Genomic DNA, 19,517 nt, shown 5'->3' on the forward strand with positions numbered 1-19,517 from the left:
TTCGCGCACCCGTCAATGAAGCGCCCTCATCCGGCGCTGCGCGCCACCTTCTCCCGGAGGGAAAAGGGAATTTTTTCTGGATCGAATCGCCATGACTGACATGCATCCCCTCCTCATCGAACTCGGCACCGAAGAACTGCCGGTCAAGGCCCTGCCCGGCCTGGCCCAGGCGTTCTTCGACGGCGTGCTCGCGGCCCTGGACAAGCGCGGCATCGCCGTCGAACGCGGCGATGCCAGGCCGCTGTACACGCCGCGCAGGCTCGCGGTGCTGTTGCCGGGCGTGGCCGTCGAACAGCCGGAGCAGCGTTCGGAAGTGCTCGGTCCGTACCTCAACATCGCGCTCGATGCCGAAGGCCAGCCGACCCGGGCGCTGCAGGGCTTCGCCGCCAAGGCCGGCGTCGACTGGACCGCGCTCGCGCGCACCAGCGACGCCAAGGGCGAGCGCTTCGTGCACCGCGCGGTGACGCCGGGCGCGCGCACGGCCGCGCTGCTGCCCGAGGTGCTGCGCGAGGCGGTCGCGGCGATGCCGATCCCCAAGCCGATGCGCTGGGGCGACCATGGCTACGCGTTCGCACGGCCGGTGCACTGGCTGGTGCTGCTGCATGGCGACGACGTCGTCGACGCGGCGCTGCTGGGCCTGCGCAGCGGCCGCGCCAGTCGCGGCCACCGCTTCATGCACGACGCGCCGGTCGACATCGCCCGACCGGGCGACTACGTCACCGCGCTGGAAACGGCGAAGGTGCTGGTCGATGCCGACGCGCGCCGCAGCCGGATCGTCTCCGAAGTGCAGTCCGCGGCGCAGGCCGTCGGCGGCGAGGCGCGGATCGAGCCCGACAACCTCGAACAGGTCAACTGCCTAGTCGAATGGCCCGAAGCGGTCGCCGGCACGTTCGAGGCCGCGTTCCTGGCGGTGCCGCAGGAAGCCCTGATCGCGACGATGGAAGCGAACCAGAAGTTCTTTCCGGTGCTGCGCGACGGCCGCCTGACCGAACACTTCATCGGCATCGCCAACATCGCCTCGACCGACCCGGCCGAGGTCGCCAGGGGCTACGAGCGGGTGATCCGGCCGCGTTTCGCCGATGCCCGGTTCTTCTTCGACGAGGACCTGAAGCAGGGCCTGTCGGCGATGAACGCGGGGCTGGCGACCGTGACCTACCAGGCCAGGCTCGGCAGCGTGGCCGACAAGGTCGCGCGCGTGGCCGCGCTGGCCGAGGCCATCGCGCCGCAGCTCGGCGTCGACGCGGCGCTGGCCAGGCGCGCCGCCCTGCTGTCGAAGGCCGACCTGCAGTCGCGCATGGTGGGTGAGTTCCCGGAACTGCAGGGCATCGCCGGCCGCGACTATGCGAAGCAGGATCCGGCGCTGGCCGACCTGGATAGCGACGACCGCACCGCGCTGGCCAACGCGATCGACGAAGCCTGGCAGCCGCGCTTCGCCGGCGACGACATCGCGCTGTCGCCGCTGGGCAAGGTGCTGGCGATCGCCGAGCGCCTGGACACGCTGGCCGGCGGGTTCGCCGCAGGCCTGAAGCCGACCGGCAACAAGGATCCGTTCGCACTGCGCCGCAATGCGCTCGGGCTGGCGCGGACGCTGATCGGGTCGGGGCTGGATCTCGACCTGCCGGCCCTGCTGCGCCTGGCCTGGGCCAGCGTCGACGCGTCGATCGCCGAGGTCGAGGCCGACCGCAGGGAACAGGCCGCCGAGACCGCGCGCCGCGCCGGCGTGGTGCTCGAGGCGCAGGTCGAAGGCAGCGCGGCGTTCACCGGCGCGGACCTCGACGCGCTCTACGACTTCATCCTCGACCGCCTGAAGGGCTACTACGCCGACAGGGGCGCGGGCGTGCAGCAGTTCAACGCGGTCGCGGCGCTGCGGCCGGCGTCGCTGTACGACTTCGACCGCCGCATCGACGCGATCGGCACCTTCGCCGCGCTGCCCGAGGCGGCGGCGCTGGCGGCCGCCAACAAGCGCATCGGCAACATCCTGCGCAAGGTCGAGGGCGACATTCCCGCCGACATCGACCCCGACCTGCTGCGCGAGCCGGCCGAGGCCGCGCTGGCCGAGGCGGTGGCGGCGCTGCAGGCCGAGGCCGACGCCGCGCTGGCCCGCGGCGACTACGTCTCGGTACTGACCCATCTGGCACGGCTGCGGCCGCAGGTCGACGCGTTCTTCGACGGGGTGATGGTCAATGCCGAGGACCCGGCGCTGCGCGGCAACCGCCTTGCCCTGCTGCGCCAGCTGTCGGCGCGGCTGGGCAGCGTCGCGGCGATCGAGCACCTGTCGGGCTGAGGTCCCGGGGCGGTGAAGCCGCCCGATGACGTTAAGCGGTTTTTGACACGCTGCCGGTATGCTGCGCCGATGCGCCGATTCCCGTTGACCCTCACCGCCGTCGCCGTCCTTTTCTCCGCGTCGGCGGCCGTGCAGGCGGCGCGGGTGGAACGCGTCGACGTCGAGGGCCTCGACGAGGCGATGACCGAGAACGTCGAGGTCTCGCTGGCGATCGCCGAGGCGGTCGGCAAGGACGTGTCGACGCGCCGCCTGACCTACCTGCTGCGCCAGGCCGAAAGCGACACCCGCAAGGCCCTCGAACCCTTCGGCTACTACTCGCCCGAGATCGACGTGCAGCGCACGCGCGAGGACGGCAACGTCCACGTGCGCATCGTCGTCGATCCGGGCCAGCCGGTGCGGGTGCGCAACAGCGACATCGCGATCATCGGCGCCGGCGGCCGCGACCAGTACCTGGCGCGCGACCTGGCGAGCTTCATTCCCAGCGAAGGCGCGGTGTTCTACCACCCGGACTACGACGGCAGCCGCAACCGCATCAGCCGGCGCCTCGCCGAGCGCGGCTATTTCGATGCCGAGTTCGCCTCGCGCCGGGTCGAGGTCACGCGTGCCGAGCACGCCGCCGACATCGACCTGGTCTGGACCAGCGGCGACCGCTACAACATGGGGCCGACGACGTTCGAGCAGACCCCCGAGAAGATCATCGACGACAGCCTGCTCGAGGGCCTGGTCTACTGGGACGAGGGCAGCTACTACCACCAGGGCCGGCTCGACCGCCTGCGCACCTCGCTGACCCGGCTCGACTACTTCGGCAACATCGACATCGAACCGCTGGTCGAGGAGGCCAACGAGGACCGCGAGGTGCCGGTCAAGGTGACGCTGACCCCGGCCAAGCGCAGCATCTACACCGCGGGCGTCAGCTACGGCACCGACAGCGGCGCCGGCATCCGCCTCGGCGTCGAGCGCCGCTACGTCAACATGCGCGGGCACAAGGCGCTGGCGCAGCTGGACTATGCGCAGAAGCGCAAGACCCTGACCCTGCAGTACCGCATCCCGGCGTTCGCCTGGCTCGACGGCTGGTATACCGCCAGCCTGCAGGCCTCCGACGAGCAGACCGACTACATCGACTCGCGCCGGATCGAATTCGTCGCCAGCCGCAGCGGCCAGTACAACCAGTTCCTCAACCTCGTCGCCTCGATGCACGTGCTGCGCGAGCGCTGGGCCTACGAGGCCGACCAGAGCGATCCCGACGCCGGCCCGCTGTACCGCTACGCGACGTTCGCCTACCCGTCGCTGCGCGCCGAATACATCGATGTCGACGACCGCCTGTTCCCGCGTGCCGGCATCGGCGGCTCGGTGACGCTGCGCGGCGGCATCGAGGGGGCGGGCTCGGACGCCACGTTCTCGCAGATCCACGCCCGCGCCAGCTGGTTCCGCGGCATCGGCGAGGCCAACCGCCTGATCGTGCGCGGCGAGCTCGGCCATACCTTCACCGACGCGCTGGTGGCGATGCCGCCGAGCCTGCGCTTCTATGCCGGCGGCGACCGCAGCATCCGCGGCTACGACTGGCGCGAGGTCGGCCCGCGGCTGCCGGCCAGCGAGGGCCGCAAGGCCTATGCGCTGGGCGCCAAGAACGTGGTCACCGCCAGCGTGGAGTTCGAGCGCTACTTCACCCGCTCGATCGGCGCGGCGGTGTTCGTCGACGGCGGCGACGCCTTCGACGGCGGCTCGCCGGAATGGCGCACCGGCGTCGGCGTCGGCGTGCGCTACATCACCCCGGTGGGCCCGCTGAAGCTCGACATCGCGCGCGGCCTCGACAATCCCGACTCGCCGTTCACCATCGGCCTGTCGATCGGCGCGGAGTTCTGACATGGCCTTCCGTCGCCAGCACGTTTCCGACGACCTGAGCCCCGAAGCGCGCGAGGCGCGCATCGCCGAGCTGCGCGCACGCCGGCGCGCGCGCCTGCGCAAGCTGGCGGTGCGCAGCGCGCTCGGCATGGTCCTGCTCGCCGTCCTGGTGGTGGTGCTGGTGTGGTGGCTGCTGATGACCCTCGGCGGCCGCGACTTCCTGCTGGGGCAGGTCGCGATGCGCCTGCCCGCCGGCACCGAACTGACCTGGGGCAGCGCCGAAGGCCCGGCGTCGGGCCCGCTGACCATGTACGACGTGCGCTACGTGCAGCGCGGATGCCCGGACGTCGACGGCGAGCCGGTCGCCTATGGCGACTGCGACGAGCCGACGGTGCTGTCGTTCGCCGCGGAGCGGGTGACGATCGACCCGGCGATCCTGCCGCTGATCGGCCGCCGCCTGCGCCTGGACGTGCTCGACATCGACAACGCGGTGCTGGCGCTGCCGCCGCCGGTGGACACGCCGTTCGAGCTGCCGCGCTGGCCCGAATCGCTGCCGCGAATCGACCTGCCGCTGTCGCTGCAGGCCGACACCATCCGCATCGACGGCTTCCGCGTCGAGCGCATGGGCGAAGGCCTGATCGACATCCACACCCTGCGCGGCGGCATCGACGCGCAGCAGGGCGAGCTGCAACTGGAGAACATCGTCGTCGACAGCGACCGCGGCCGCTTCACCGCGCATGGCGTCTACGCGCCCGACGACGACTACCGCATGGACCTGACTGCCAGCGCGCTGATGCCGGCGCCCCTCGGCCGCACCCGGCCGCGGATCGGGCTGGTCGCGCGCGGCGACCTGTCGTCGCTGGACGTCGCCGTCGTCGGCCACGCGCCCGAGCCGCTGCGCGTGGTGGCGACGCTGCGCGGCCGCGACCGGCCCGGCTGGGCGCTGCGCGCGAACACCAGCGCGCTCGATCCCGGCCTGCTGGCCGGCAGCGGCGAGCCCGGCACGCCGCTCGCGTTCGACCTCACGGCCGACGGCGTCGGCGGCAGCGCGACGCTGCAGGGCCGCTTCGCGATGGGCGCGCCGGAGGACGGCGGCCTGTCGGCGGTGCTGCAGCCGTCCAGGATCCGCATCGAGGAACAGGTGCTCGAGGTCGAACCGCTGGTGCTCGACATCTTCGACGGCCGCGTCACCGCGCGCGGCAACGCCGATTTCAGTACGCCCGAGGACGTGCGCTTCCGCTTCGCGGTCAACGCGCGCGGCCTGCAGTTCGGCGCCGATCCCGACGCCGCCGAGCCGGCGCCGCCGATCAGCGCCGATGCCGACCTGGGCTTCGCCGGGCGCAGCGCGGCGTGGGCGGCGATCGGCAAGGCGACGATCGAGCGCGACACCCTGCAGGCCAGCGTCGATTTCGACGGCCGCGGCGACAGCGAACGCATGCGCCTGCAGACCGCGCGCGTGACCATGCCCACCGGCACCCTCGACGCGACCGGCGAGGTCGCCTGGGCGCCGGCATTGCAGTGGGACGTCGACGCGGCGCTGGCCGGCTTCGATCCGGGCTATTTCGCCCGCGACTGGAAGGGCGCGGTCGACGGCACCCTGGCCAGCACCGGCAGCACCCGCGACGACGGCGGCCTGGAGATCACCGCCGAGGCCAGCGATCTCGGCGGCACCCTGCGCGGACGCCGGCTCGACGGCCGCGCGACGTTCGCGCTGCACGGCGCGGCCAGCGACGCGGGCGAGGCCGGCCGCAGCGATTTCGATGCCGAGGTCTCGCTGTCGCTCGGCGGCAGCCGGGTCGATGCGACCGCGACGGTCACCGACACCCTCGACATCGACGCCAGCCTGGCCCCGCTGCAGCTGGCCGACTTCCTGCCCGACGCCGGCGGCGTGCTGCGCGGCACGCTGCGCGTGACCGGCCCGCGCACCGCGCCCGACGTCGCCGCCGACCTGACCGGCAGCGACCTGCGCTACGGCGACTACCAGGCCGCCAGCGCGCGGATCCAGGGCCGGCTGCCGTGGCGCAGCGACAGCGGAACGCTCGATGTCGTCGCGACCGGCGTCAACGCCGGCGTCGCGCTCGACGAGGTGCGGCTGGCCGCGCGCGGCGCGGTCGAGAAGCTGCAGCTCGATGCCAGCGCGCGTGGCGAGATCGGCAGCCTGCAGCTCGACGGCAGCGCCGAGCGCCGCAACGACAACTGGCAGGGCACGCTGTCGACCCTGCGGCTGGCGCCGGCGACCGGCGCCAGCTGGGCGCTGCAGGCGCCGGCGCAGTTCCGCCAGATCGGGACACGCTACACGCTGGGCGAGAGCTGCTTCACCTCCAGCGGCGGCGGCTCGCTGTGCGCCAGTGCCGACTGGCCGCAGCGCGGCGTCTCGATCGCCGGCAGCGGCCTGCCGCTGTCGCTGGCCACGCCCTACCTGCCGGAACAGGATGGCGGCCGTCCGTTCGCGCTGCGCGGCGAGATCGCGATCGAGGGCAGCGCGCGTCCGGTCGGCAACGGCTTCGCCGGCAGCGCGCGCATCAGCTCGGCGACCGGCGGCGTGCGCACCGCAGAACGCGCCCGCAACGAGATCCTCAGCTACGAGGACCTGGTATTCGATGCCGAGTTCGACGCGAGCCGCCTCAGTGCGACGCTGAGCACCACGCTCAACGAGGCCGGGCGCATCCGTGCCGAGGTCAGCAACGGCTGGGACGCGTACTCGCCGCTGGCGGGCACGCTGGTCGCCAATGTCGAGGACCTGACCTTCGTCGAGCTGTTCTCGCCGGACATCGTCGAACCGACCGGCCGCCTGACCGCCAACATCAGCCTGGGCGGCACCCGCGCACAGCCGACGATCGGCGGCCAGGCGCGGCTGAGCGATTTCGCGACCGAGCTGCCGTCGCTGGCGATCGCGCTCGAGGACGGCAACGTCGCGCTGGATGCCCTGCCCGACGGCACCGCGCGCATCGCCGGCAGCCTGCGCTCGGGCGAAGGCACCCTCAACGTCGACGGCACGCTCGGCTGGCAGGGCGACGACACTCCGCTGGTGCTCAACCTGCGCGGCGAGAACGTGACGGTCTCCGACACCAGCGACCTGCACGTGATCGCCGACCCCGACATCACCGTGCGCTACGCCGCGCGGCAGCCGCTCAACGTGACCGGCACCGTCGCCGTGCCCATCGCGCTGCTGGACCTGGAACGGCTCAGCGAGGGCGTGTCGGCCTCGCCGGACGTGGTCGTGCTCGATCCGGTCGACCCCGACGCCAGCGCCGCCTCGCCGCTGGAGCTGGACCTGACCCTGCGGATGGGCGATGCCGTCGCGCTGCGCGGCTTCGGCTTCGACGGCATGCTCGGCGGCAACCTGCGCGTGCGCGCGGTGCCCGGGCGCGAGATGACCGGCAGCGGCCGGCTCGAGGTCGCCGGCAAGTACAAGGCCTACGGCCAGGAACTGCGCGTGACCCGCGGCAACCTGACGTTCTCCAACGGCCCGGTGTCCGACCCGATCCTGGACATCCGCGCCGAACGCCGCATCGAGGCCGAGGACATCACCGCCGGCGTCGACGTCAGCGGACGCGCCTCGGCGCCGCAGGTCAACGTCTGGACCGACCCGGCCAGCGACAACTCGCAGGCGCTGTCGTACCTCGCGCTGGGGCGCTCGACCTCCAGCCTGACCAGCGCCGAGGGCCAGCAGATCGATGCCGCCGCGGCCGCGCTCAATGCCGGCGGCAGCCTGCTGGCCTCGCAGATCGGCAGCAGGATCGGCCTCGACGAGGCCGGCATCAGCGACTCGCGCGCGCTCGGCGGCAGCGTGCTCGGCGTCGGCAAGCAGATCTCGCCGCGGCTGTACGTCGGCTTCGGCGTGTCGCTGCTGGGCACCGGCCAGGTGCTGACGCTGAAGTACATGCTCTCGCGCGGCTTCGACGTCGAGATCGAATCGAGCACGCTGGAGAGCCGCGGCTCGGTGAACTGGCGGCGCGAACGCTGAGTCCGCGCCCGCCCCGCGCCCCGGCGCTCAGCGTTCCGGCAGCGGCAGCGGGTCGTCGTCGAACACCGCCACATGCGGCACGCCGTCGGCGCCGATCCAGCCGCGGTACATGCCCGGGGTATTGAAGGGGAACGCGACCCGGCCGTGCACGTCGATCGCGATCGCGCCGCCGTCGCCGCCCATGCCCGGGATCTCGCGGTTGATGACCGCATCGGCGGCGCTGGCGACGTCCTCGCCGCGCAGGCGCACGCGCGCGCAGATCGCGTGCGCGGCCGCGGTGCGGATGTAGAACTCGCCCCAGCCGGTACCCGACACCGCGCATGCGGCATCGGCCCAAGTGCCGGCGCCGATGATCGGCGAATCGCCGACGCGGCCGTAGCGCTTGTTGGTCATGCCGCCGGTCGAGGTCCCGGCCGCCAGCGTGCCGTCTGCGTCGAGCGCGACCGCGCCCACGGTGCCGAAGTACTGGCCCGGCTGCGCCGAGACCGCGTGCCCGGCGCGCGCCTGCCGCCCGGCCTCCTGCTCGGCGCGCAGCGCGCGCTGCAGCTGCTGCCAGCGCTTCTCGGTGCGGAAGTACCCCGGGTCCACGAGTTCGATGCCCTGTTCGGCGGCGAAGGCCTCGGCGCCGTCGCCGACCATCATCACGTGGCGCGAGTGCGCCATCACCGCGCGCGCCAGCAGCACCGGGTTGCGGACCCGGCGCACGCCGGCGACCGCGCCGGCACGGCCGTCGATGCCGGTCATCACCGAGGCGTCGAGTTCGTTGCGGCCGTCGTGGGTGAACACCGCCCCGCGCGCGGCGTTGAACATCGGCGCGTCCTCGAGCACGGTGATCGCCGCGGTCACCGCATCGAGCGCCGGCGCGCCGGCCTGCAGGCGCGCATGCCCGGCGCGCAGCGCCTCGCCCAGCGCGGCGCGGGCGTCGGCCAGTTCCGCGTCCGACAGGTCGCCGCGCTCGACCCCGGCGCCGCCGTGGATCGCCAGCACCACGCGCCGGTCGGCGGTGTCGCCCAGTTCCCGCAGCCGGCCCTTCTCGACCGCGTAGCTGTGCCTGGCCGCCGGGTTCTCGACCCGCCCGTCGGGCAGGTGCAGCACCGAGCCGGTGCCGACGATCGTCGTGTCCACGCGCGCCAGCTGCAGCGGTCGCCCGGCCTGCTGCGCTTCGCCGAAGCCGCCGCGCACCACGGTGGCCCCACCGTCGGGATGGGTGGCGTGGATCCGCGCACTGCCGTCGGCCTCGACCGCCAGCGCCGCGTCCTCGTCGACGCCGAGGCCGAGCAGCGCGCGGCCGCCGGCCAGGGTCTCGGCCCTGGCGACGAAGGCCAGCAGCCGGCCGAGGCGCTCGCGCTCCTTGAAGTGGGTATCGGTGACCACTCCGCGCAACAGGTCGATGTGCAGGAAGTCGCGCTCGATGGTGTTGGCCGGGCCCAGCGGATCGGCCAGCGCCGCGCGGCTGCGCAGGCTGCCGCCGTCGCTGGCCCCGTAGAGGAACTCGCCGAGGATCGCCAGCCCGGCACTGGTACCGCCCAGCGGCTTGCCGGCGCGCACGTGCGCATCCAGCGCCGCAGCCAGCGGCGTGTCCTTCCAGAAACGCACGTAGTTGGACTGGTCGCCGCCGGCGATGAAGATGCCGTCGGCCTTGGCCAGGCTGGCCAGCACCGCGGGGTCGCTGGCGGCGGCGCGACCGGAGAACACGAAGGTCTCCACCGAGGCGACGCCACCGACGTCGTTGTAGAACTCCTCGCCGATCTCGCCGCCGAACGAGGCGCGCAGCACCACGACGTGGCCGTTGCCGGCCTTGTCGAGGAACCAGCGCAGCGCGCCGGTGTTGCGGTCGCCGCCGCCCATCAGCAGCAGGCCCGGCGCCGGCGTGCCCGGCGTCGGCGCCTGCGGATCGCCGATCACGTGCCGCTGCACGTCGGCCGCCCGCGCCGGATCTCCCGGCACCGCGCCCAGCAGCAGCCACACCACCATCGCCAGCCACACCGTCGTCTTCATCGCGCCGCTTCCCCGGATTGCCCGCAAGGGCGTCATGGTCACACGACGAGCGGCGGCGTGGTTTCCCTCCCGTCGAGCATCGCCGGCGCGGCGCCGGGTTCCGGTAAGGTGCAGGGATGTCCGCCGCGCTCGATGCCTGGTTCACCCACGAGATCCTCGTGCACGAGGCGGCGCTGCTGCATTACCTGGCGCGTCACTGGCCGCATCGCGACGAACTGCACGACCTGCGCCAGGAGGTCTATGCGCGCGTCTACCGCGCCGCCGGACAGGCGCTGCCGCAACAGCCGCGCGCCTTCCTGTTCACCACCGCGCGCCACCTGCTGGCCGACCGCGCGCGCCGGCTGCGGGTCGTGTCGATCGAACCGATGGGTGATTTCGAGCACTCGCACGTCCTCATAGATGACGTCTCGCCGGAACGCTGGTGCGGCGGGCGGCAGGCGCTGATGCGGCTTGCCGAAGCGCTGGACCGGTTGCCGGACCGCTGCCGCGAGGTGGTGTGGCTGCGCCGGGTCGAGGAACTGTCCCAGAAGGAGGTCGCGATGCGGCTTGGCATCAGCGAGAAGACGGTGGAGAAGCAGATCGCCAAGGGCATGCGGCTGATGGCGGCGCAACTGCTGGGCGGCGACGCCGCGGCGGACAGGGACAGCGCGCCCAGGGACATGGACATGGACATGGAGCCGGCCGATGGGACGCGACACACCGACTGACCCGGCCATCGGCGCCGACGCGGTCGAACGCGCGGCGGCCGACTGGCTGGCACGGCGCGACGGCGGCGACTGGAACGCCGACGACGACGCGGCGCTGGAGGCCTGGCTGGCGGCCGACGTCGCCCACCGGGTGGCGTTGCTGCGGCTGCAGGCGGCGTGGACCCAGGCCGGCCGCCTGCAGGCGCTGGGCGCGGGCTGGCGCGGGCCGCTGCCACCGCCGCGCGGCCACTGGGCATCACCATCGGCGGAGACGCCGGCGCCGCCCGCGGGTCCGGACCTGCGCGATGTCCGCTTTGCCTCACGCGCCTCCGTGCGCGCCGCGTCGCGCCCGCGGCGTGCGCCGGTCCGCGCGGCAGCGGCGCTGGCCGGCATGCTGGCCATCGCCGCGGTCGGGTTCTGGCATTCGGGCATGCCGGTCGACAGCCGGCACTACGACAGCCGGCCCGGCAGCGTGCGCACGCTGGCGCTGGCGGACGGCTCGCAGACCACGCTGGCCGGCGACAGCGACATCACCGTGCGGCTGTCGCGGCGTGCGCGCCGGATCGGGCTCGCGCGCGGCGAGGCGATCTTCGACGCGGCCAGGGATCCTTCGCGCCCGTTCGTCGTCGAGGCCAGCGCGCACCGGGTGGTCGCGGTCGGCACGCGGTTCTCGGTGCGCCGCGAGGACAGCGGCCTGCGGGTGGTGGTCACCGAGGGCACGGTGCGGCTGGAGCCGGCCGCCGGCATAGGCGGGCACCGGCCATCGGTGCTGCTGCCGGCCGGCAGCGTCGCCGTGGTCCGTCCCGACGACGTGCGCGTGCGCACGCTGCCGCTGACCGAGGCCGCGCAACTGCTCGACTGGCGCAACGGCCTGCTGGTGTTCCGCGACACGCCGCTGCGCGAGGCCGCGGCCGAGTTCAACCGGCACAACCCGCGCCAGATCCTGATCGCCGACCCCGAGGTCGGCGAACTGCGGATCGGCGGCACCTTCCGCTGGGCCAATGCCGACAGCTTCGTACGCCTGCTCGAACAGGGATTCCCGGTCCGCGCCGAGTACGCGGCGGACCGGATCGTGCTGCATTCGCCCTGAGCGTCGGGTCCGGCATCGCCGCCGCCATCGAGAGGCACGTCAGGCGACGGAGGGATTTGCACGCGTCGTTCGTCTTGAATCTGTAACGGGCGTCGTCCGCACGCCCACAGGGGAAGACCGCATGAGACCGCTCCGCCCGCTGTGCACCGCGCTGTTGGCCGCTGCCTGTTCGCTCGCACTCCACGCCCAGGCGCAGGCGCCGCGCTCCCCGGCCGCTGCGTCGCCGCAGCCCGGCGCGCTGCAGGGCAATGCCCTGCAGATTCCGGCCGGCGACCTGGCCACGGCGCTGGACGCCTACGCGCGGCAGGCGGACGTGCAGCTGGTCTATCGCGCGGACCAGCTGCGCGGCGTGCGCACCGCCGGCGTGCAGGGCCGGCTGCCGCCGCGCGAGGCGCTGGCGCAACTGCTGCGCGGCACCGGATTCGACGCGCGCCACGACGGCGACAACGCCGTGGTCATCGTGCAGCGGCCGGTGCTGGCGCAGGCCGGTGCGACGACGCCGGTGGCACGGCCGGCGGCGGCGCCGCCGCCGGCCGCGGAACCCGCACCGGTCACCGAACTGCAGACCCTGCAGGTCACCGGCTCGCGCATCCCGCGCGCCCAGGTCGAAGGCCCGGCGCCGATCACCGTGATGACCGCGCAGGACATCGCCGCCGGCGGCTTCACCAGCGTGCCCGACGTGATGCAGTCGCTGACCCAGAACGGTGGCCAGACCCAGAGCGAGCAGTCGGCCGGCGGCTCGGATTTCTCGCCCGGCGCCCAGCAGGTGGACCTGCGCGCGCTCGGCCCCAACCACACCCTGGTGCTGGTCAACGGCCGCCGCATCGCCGACTTCCCGCTGCCGTTCGGCGGGCGCAGCAACTTCACCGACATCTCCAGCCTGCCGCTGGGCATGATCGAGCGCATCGAGGTGCTGACCGGCAGCGCCTCGGCGATCTACGGCTCGGACGCGATCGCCGGCGTGGTCAACTTCATCCTCAAGCGCCAGGCCGACGGCACCACCGTCGACTACCGCTACGGCCAGACCGAACGCGGCGATGCGCAGTCGCACCGGCTCAACCTGTCCAGCGGCCTGTCGCGCGGCGCGTTCAACATCGTCGGCGGGCTCGAATACCGCCGCCAGGACCCGCTGTGGGGCTACGAGCGCGCGCAGCAGGACTCCACGTTCGATGCGCCGACCACCAACTCCCGGCTGCCCTCGCGCACGTTCCTGGTCACCGACTGGTGGGACGACTACATCGACCCGGGCGCGGACACCTGCGCGGCGCTGGGCCATCTCAACGAAGGCAGCGTGCAGCACGCCTACCGCAACCGCTACGGCTACTACTGCGGCAGCGACCGCTCGGTGGCCTACCGCTCGGTGATCAGCAGGCGCGACGGCCTCAACGCCTACGCGTCGATGCAGTACCGCTTCGACGGCGGCAGCGAGTGGTTCGCCGACGTGCAGCTGGGCCGCCACGAGGTGTCGATGTTCCGCGGGCCGCGCAGCTGGTCGCTGATGACCGCCGACGGCAACGAGGAAGGCTATTTCTTCAACCAGGCGACCGACCAGATCGAGTACTGGCAACGCCAGTTCACCCGCGAGGAGATGGGCGGCCTCGGCACCGGCATGGTCGAGACGGTGCAGAAGACCTTCGGCGTCACCACCGGACTGACCGGTACCCTGCCCGGCGACTGGGACTACGAGCTGGCGCTGGGCCATTCGCAGTACAAGGCCGAGATCAGCTGGCCACAGATCGTCGCCGCGCGCGCCAATGCGCTGTTCCTCGGCGAGCAGCTGCCGGGCGAGCACGTCTTCCGCGGCGTCGCCTACCCGATCTTCGACGCCCCGCACGCGCGCCTGTACACGCCGCTGACCCGCGCCGAATACGACAGCATCTTCGCCCGCACCACCTACCACCCGCAGTCCGAGAGCCAGACCCTGGCCCTGACCCTGACCCAGGGCGAGCTGTTCACCCTGCCCGGCGGCGCGGCCGGCTTCGCCGCGACCGCCGAGCTCGGCCACCAGTCCTACGACCTGCGCCCGGACCCGCTGGCGACGGAGTACTACTACTACAGCTGGAAGGACTCCGACGGCAAAGGCAGCCGCAACCGCTGGGCACTGGCCGGCGAACTGCGGATGCCGCTGCACGAGACGCTGAACCTCAGTGCCGCCGGCCGCTACGACCAGTACCGCTTCGCCGGCCGCGACCCGGGCCGCTTCACCTGGAGCACCGGCGTGGAATGGCGGCCGCTCGACAGCCTGCTGGTGCGCGGCTCCTACGGCACCGCGTTCCGCGCGCCGGACCTGCACTACGTGTTCGCCGGTCCCGGCAACGACGAGACCAGCGTCGACGACTACTACCGCTGCGCGACCGAGGAACCGGGCGAGTCCATCGACGACTGCAGCTACAGCCGCGAGGGCATCATCCGCAGCCGCGCCGGCAACCGCGAGCTGAACCCGGAGACCAGCGATTCATGGACCGCCGGCACGGTGTGGTCGCCGGTCCCGTGGTTCGACGTCGCGGTCGACTACTTCAGCATCGACATGCGCGACCAGGTGCAGGACCTGCGCGTGGACGAGGTGATGCGCTGGGAACGCGACTGCCGCCTCGGCACCGCCGATCCCGCATCCGAGACCTGCATCGACATGGTCGGCCGGGTCACCCGCCTGGCCGACGGCAGCCTGTACGGCGTGCACGTCGACCCGATCAACATCGCCCGCGAACGCACCAACGGCATCGACGCCAGCGCCAACCTGCGCTGGGAGACCGGCATCGGCACCTTCCGCCTCGCCGCCGGCCACACCTGGGTGCGCACCCACGAGATCCAGCCCTACGCCGACGTCGCGACCGAGGATGCGTTCGCGATCAACAGCGGCCACGACATCCCGCGCACCAAGTCCAGCCTGCGCGTGTCGTGGGAGAACGCCGACTGGTCGGCCTCGATCCAGGGCCGGCGCCTGGGGCGGCTGCCCAACGACGATTCCTACTACGAGATCTGGTCGCCCGACGACGGCACCGACCCCTGGCTGCCGGCCACCTACCGCTACAACGCCAACGTCCAGTACCGCTTCAACGACCACGCCAGGCTGTCGCTGTCGGTGGTCAACCTGTTCGACAAGATGCCGCCCTACGACGCGACCTACACCGGCTATCCGTACTACGACATCGCCTGGTTCGACACCGAGGGCCGCAGCTTCTACCTGCAGTACACCCACAAGTTCGGCGGTGCGGCGCTGTAGCGTTCCGGGCCGGACGGCAGGCCGTGCCGCCGGCTTCCGGCGGTATCGCCGCACTGCAGGCGCGGCTGCGGGAATTCCGTTCCGGAAGACCGCTGGAGAAGACTGCGTCGCCTGCGCTCAGCGCACGATCCGCGCGCCGCGCAGCTGCGGCGCGCCGTCGACGACGTCGGTCCAGACCACGTAGCCCTGGCCATCGACGACCTGCAGCTGCGGGAACCCGGTCGCGCGGCCGCGGCCCTGCAGCGTGGCGACCTCGATGCGCTCGTACTCGGTGGCCAGGTCCGGGCTGCGGCGCGACAGCCACAATGTCTGCACGCCGGCCTCCTCGCGCAGCCACAGCGCCCAGGCCTGCTGCGCGTCGAGCGCCACCGCGACCCGCCCCTGCACGGCCTCGCCGCTGTCGAGCACGACCGGCGCGGCGAACGCGTCGCCGGCGTCGTCGCTGCGCGCCAGTTGCACGAGCGGCGTGCCGGCCGGCGCGCTGTACCAGCCGACCAGGAGCGCGTCGCCGTCGGCGGCGACGTCCGGGCCGTTGACCGGGCAGGCCGGCATCGTCCAGTTGTCGGCATGGACGACGGCGGGTGCGGTCCATGCGGCACCGTCGAAGCGCGTGAGCAGGATGTCGCGGATCTCGGCGTCGCTGCGGCCCCGGTAGACGACGACCGGGCCGCGCGCGGTGACCGCCGCGGCGGTCTGGCAGCAGTCGCAGACGCTGGCGTCGATCTCGTGGTCGGCGGTGCGGCGCAGGTTGGCGTCGAACACCGCCGCGCGCAGCGTCATCGGCCCGCCGCCGCCATGCGGATCGCCACCCGCGGCATCGTGCCCGTCGTGGCCGGTGGCAGCGCCGGTGTTGCGCCCGTCGAGCCAGGCCAGCCCGATGCTGCCGTCGCCGCCCTGCGCCCACATCGACACGAAACCGTGTTCGGTCGGCGTGCCGTCGTCGTGCGGCACCACCGGACTGCCCCAGTTCGCGCCGCCGTCGCGCGAACGCACCAGCGCGATGTCGTAGGCATACGGGGCATCGCCGCTCTTCTGCAGCCAGTGCGCCCACAGCGCACCATCGGGCGTCGCCGCCATGTGCGGCGTGTCGGCCCAGTTGACGAACATGCGGTTGCCGATCGCGATCGTCGCCGGCGCGGTACGCCAGCGCTGCTGCGCGGGGTCGAAGCGCGAGAACTGGAACACGTGGCGGCGGCCCTGGCGCGAGTTGATCCAGCCCAGCAGCAGGCTGCCGTCCGGCGCGCGCGACAGGTCGGGCGTCGCCGATCCGGCCTCGACCGCGGGCAGCGCCCAGTCGAGCAGCTGGCTCGCCGCTTCGGGCGTGGCCGTGGCGCGGGCGGCGACCGGCGCGGCGCCGGTGTCGCCGGCATCGCGGCCGCAGCCGGCAGCGGCCAGCAGCAGCGAGGCGCAGGCGAGGGCCGCCAGGCGGCGGACGGGACGGCGGCGTGCGGTGTCGACGGTCGGATCCATGGACGAAGGTTACCCTGTCCGCAGGTTCCGCCACGCGATCCGCCATGACCGTCATCGTCGCCCGCTATGCCGATCCCCTCGAGGCCCAGATCGCCGCCGGCCTGCTGCAGGCCGAGGGCATCGACGTGCACCTGGGCGACCAGCACATGGCGCTGGCGAACTGGGAATGGCGGCTGGCGATCGGCGGCGTGAAGCTGCACGTCCGCGACGACCAGCTGGCGCATGCGCGCGAGGTCATCCGGCGGCTCGATGCCGGCGAGTTCCGCCTGCCGGCCGACGAGGCCGACGACGACCCGGCCACGGACGCGGACGTCGCGCCGAACCGCGAGAGCTGGTCGAGCCGGCTCGCCTACGTCGCGCTGATGCTGTTCGCGATCCCGCTGCCATGGCGGCGGCGCCCGCCAAGCGACTGACGGCCCGCACGATCCCGGCAACGGCGCTGCCTGTGCGCTGCGGCGCGGCTTGTCAACGGGTTCCGCTGGCCGGACCCGGCGGCGACAATCCGCGCGCGGCATTCCGGCCGCGACTCGACTGGACACGATGCACAACGACGCAGCACTGGCACGCAGGATCGCCGAGACCATCGCCGCCGAGATCGGCGCCCAGCCCGCGCAGGCGGTCGCCGCGATCGCACTGCTCGACGAGGGCGCGACCGTGCCGTTCATCGCGCGCTACCGCAAGGAAGTCACCGGCGGACTCGACGACACCCAGCTGCGCAACCTCGAAGTGCGCCTGACCTACCTGCGCGAGCTCGAGGACCGCCGCGCGGCGATCCTGTCGAGCATCGACGAGCAGGGCAAGCTGACCGACGCGCTGCGCGCCGACATCGCGGCCGCCGACAGCAAGGCGCGGCTGGAGGACCTGTACCTGCCGTACAAGCCCAAGCGCCGCACGCGCGCGCAGATCGCGCGCGAGGCCGGGCTGGAACCTCTGGCCGACGGCCTGCTGGAAGACCCGACGCGCGTTCCCGAGGAATTCGCCGCCGGTTTCGTCGATACGGAGAAAGGCGTCGCCGACGCCAGGGCCGCGCTGGAAGGCGCGCGCGCGATCCTGATGGAGCGCTGGGGCGAGGACGCCGCGCTGCTCGGCGAGCTGCGTGGCTGGCTCGAAGGCAATGGCGTGATCCGGGCGAAGGTGGTCGAAGGCAAGGAAGCCGCGGGCGAGAAGTTCCGCGACTACTTCGACCATGCCGAGCCGCTGGCGAGGATTCCCTCGCACCGCCTGCTGGCCCTGTTCCGGGGCCGCCGCGAGGAATTCCTGACCCTGGAGCTCGACCCCGGCGCCGACGTCGAGCAGGGCAACGCCTACGCCGAAGGCCGCATCGCCCTGCACGCCGGCATCGCCGACCGCGGACGCGCCGCCGACGCCTGGCTGCGCAACGCCTGCCGCCTGACCTGGCGGGCGAAGCTGCACCTGCACCTGATGATCGACCTGTTCGCGCAGGCGCGCGAGAAGGCCGAGGCCGAGGCGATCACCGTGTTCGGCGACAACCTCAAGGACCTGCTGCTGGCCGCGCCGGCGGGGCCGAAGGTCGTGCTGGGCCTCGACCCGGGCATCCGCACCGGCTGCAAGGTCGCGGTGGTCGATGCGACCGGCAAGCTGGTCGCCACCGACACCATCTACCCGCACGAGCCGCGCCGCCAGTGGGACCCGTCGCTGCACGCGCTGCGCGCACTGTGCCTGCAGCACGGCGTGGAACTGATCGCCATCGGCAACGGCACTGCCTCGCGCGAGACCGACAAGCTTGCGGCCGACCTGCTCAAGCTGCTGCCGGAACGCAGGATCCAGAAGATCGTCGTCAGCGAGGCCGGCGCGTCGGTGTATTCGGCCTCGGAACTGGCCGCGAAGGAGTTCCCCGGCCTCGACGTGTCGCTGCGCGGCGCGGTGTCGATCGCGCGCCGGCTGCAGGACCCGCTGGCCGAACTGGTCAAGATCGAGCCCAAGGCGATCGGCGTGGGCCAGTACCAGCACGACGTCGACCAGTACCGGCTGGCGCGCGCGCTCGATGCGCGGGTCGAGGACTGCGTCAACGCGGTCGGCGTGTTCGTCAATACCGCCTCCGGCGCGCTGCTGGCCCGGGTGGCGGGCCTATCGGCGGGCGTCGCCGAGAACATCGTCGTGCACCGCGACGCGAACGGCCCGTTCAAGCGCCGCAAGGATCTGCTGAAGGTCCCGCGCCTGGGCGAGAAGACCTTCGAGCAATGCGCGGGCTTTTTGCGCATCGCCGACGGCGACGAGCCGCTGGACGCATCCTCGGTGCACCCGGAGGCCTACCCGGTGGTCGAGCGCATCGCAGGCAGCAGCGGCCGCGACGTGAAGCAGATCGTCGGCGACGGCGCCTTCGTGCGTTCGCTCCGGCCCGAGCAGTTCACCGACGAGCGCTTCGGCGTGCCGACGGTGCGCGACATCCTCAGGGAACTGGAGAAGCCCGGCCGCGACCCGCGCCCGGAGTTCAAGGCCGCGCAGTTCGCCGACGGCGTCGAGGACATCAAGGACCTGCAGGTCGGCATGATCCTCGAGGGCGTGGTCAGCAACGTCGCCGCGTTCGGCGCGTTCGTCGACATCGGCGTGCACCAGGACGGCCTGGTGCACATCTCGGCGCTGGCCGACACCTTCGTCAAGGACCCGCGCGACGTGGTCAAGGCGGGCGACATCGTCAAGGTCAAGGTGCTGGAGGTCGACGTGGCGCGTAAGCGCATCGCCCTGACCCGGCGGCTCGACGACATGCCCGGCGAGAAGCCGGCGCGCGACGCGCGCGGCAACGACCGTGGCGGCGCGCGCGGTCCCGGCGGGCCTCGCGGCAGTCGCCCGGCTGGCGGCGGCAAGCCGGCAGCGTCCGCGCCGCCGGCCAACAACGCCCTGGCCGACGCCTTCGCCCGCGCGCGCGGGCGCTGAGCCGCGCGAGTTTCGGGCGCTTCGCCCAAATCCGGGAAAGACGCGCGCGTTGCGTAGGTCGG

10 protein-coding genes and 1 pseudogene are annotated in these 19,517 nt (G+C 72.8%); 8 read left to right on the forward strand and 3 right to left on the reverse strand.

The annotated features are described in order from the left end of the window. The first annotated feature begins 91 nt into the window (after window positions 1-91). From glyS to LDO26_RS12980, 3 genes are all read left to right on the forward strand, one after another. A complete protein-coding gene (glyS, locus tag LDO26_RS12970) occupies window positions 92-2,284 on the forward strand; it encodes a glycine--tRNA ligase subunit beta (protein ID WP_232131518.1) in 2,193 nt (730 codons plus the stop codon). Window positions 2,285-2,353: 69 nt separating this feature from the next. Beyond that, complete coding sequence (locus LDO26_RS12975) at window positions 2,354-4,147, forward strand: autotransporter assembly complex protein TamA (RefSeq protein ID WP_232131519.1); 1,794 nt, start codon at window positions 2,354-2,356, stop codon at window positions 4,145-4,147. Window position 4,148: 1 nt separating this feature from the next. Then, window positions 4,149-8,093, forward strand: coding sequence for a translocation/assembly module TamB domain-containing protein (locus LDO26_RS12980; protein WP_232131520.1), 3,945 nt, complete (start codon window positions 4,149-4,151; stop codon window positions 8,091-8,093). Between the two features lie 27 nt (window positions 8,094-8,120). On the opposite strand, the gene LDO26_RS12985 is transcribed toward LDO26_RS12980, so the two are convergent. After that, on the reverse strand, window positions 8,121-9,116 hold the full coding sequence (locus tag LDO26_RS12985) for an isoaspartyl peptidase/L-asparaginase family protein (protein ID WP_232131583.1): 996 nt from the start codon (window positions 9,114-9,116) through the stop codon (window positions 8,121-8,123). A gap of 225 nt (window positions 9,117-9,341) precedes the next feature. Next, a pseudogene (locus LDO26_RS12990) lies at window positions 9,342-10,127 on the reverse strand (cyanophycinase); the annotation flags it as partial. Window positions 10,128-10,207: 80 nt separating this feature from the next. Between LDO26_RS12990 and LDO26_RS12995 the strand changes: the two are divergent. From LDO26_RS12995 to LDO26_RS13005, 3 genes are all read left to right on the forward strand, one after another. Then, complete coding sequence (locus LDO26_RS12995) at window positions 10,208-10,798, forward strand: RNA polymerase sigma factor (RefSeq protein ID WP_232131521.1); 591 nt, start codon at window positions 10,208-10,210, stop codon at window positions 10,796-10,798. After that, window positions 10,776-11,867, forward strand: a complete 1,092-nt coding sequence (locus LDO26_RS13000; RefSeq protein ID WP_232131522.1) for a FecR family protein — start codon at window positions 10,776-10,778, stop codon at window positions 11,865-11,867. Before LDO26_RS12995 ends, LDO26_RS13000 begins: the two co-directional genes overlap by 23 nt. Window positions 11,868-11,988: 121 nt before the next feature. Continuing rightward, window positions 11,989-15,090 carry a TonB-dependent receptor gene (locus LDO26_RS13005; protein ID WP_232131523.1) on the forward strand — a complete coding sequence of 1,034 codons (3,102 nt, stop codon included), beginning with the start codon at window positions 11,989-11,991 and terminating at the stop codon, window positions 15,088-15,090. Between the two features lie 117 nt (window positions 15,091-15,207). Here LDO26_RS13005 and LDO26_RS13010 read toward each other — a convergent pair whose 3' ends face one another. Then, entirely contained in the window at window positions 15,208-16,560 is a 1,353-nt protein-coding gene (locus tag LDO26_RS13010; protein ID WP_232131524.1) for a sialidase family protein, read from the reverse strand. Between the two features lie 44 nt (window positions 16,561-16,604). Between LDO26_RS13010 and LDO26_RS13015 the strand changes: the two genes are divergently transcribed. Together LDO26_RS13015 and LDO26_RS13020 are read left to right on the forward strand one after the other, a co-directional pair. Further along, a complete protein-coding gene (locus LDO26_RS13015; RefSeq protein WP_232131525.1) occupies window positions 16,605-16,973 on the forward strand; it encodes a putative signal transducing protein in 369 nt (122 codons plus the stop codon). Window positions 16,974-17,100: 127 nt separating this feature from the next. Further along, window positions 17,101-19,455, forward strand: coding sequence for a Tex family protein (locus tag LDO26_RS13020; protein ID WP_232131526.1), 2,355 nt, complete (start codon window positions 17,101-17,103; stop codon window positions 19,453-19,455). The last annotated feature ends 62 nt before the right edge of the window (window positions 19,456-19,517 follow it).

Origin of the sequence: Proluteimonas luteida (genome assembly GCF_021191695.1) — a bacterium.
Lineage (GTDB): Bacteria > Pseudomonadota > Gammaproteobacteria > Xanthomonadales > Xanthomonadaceae > Luteimonas > Luteimonas luteida.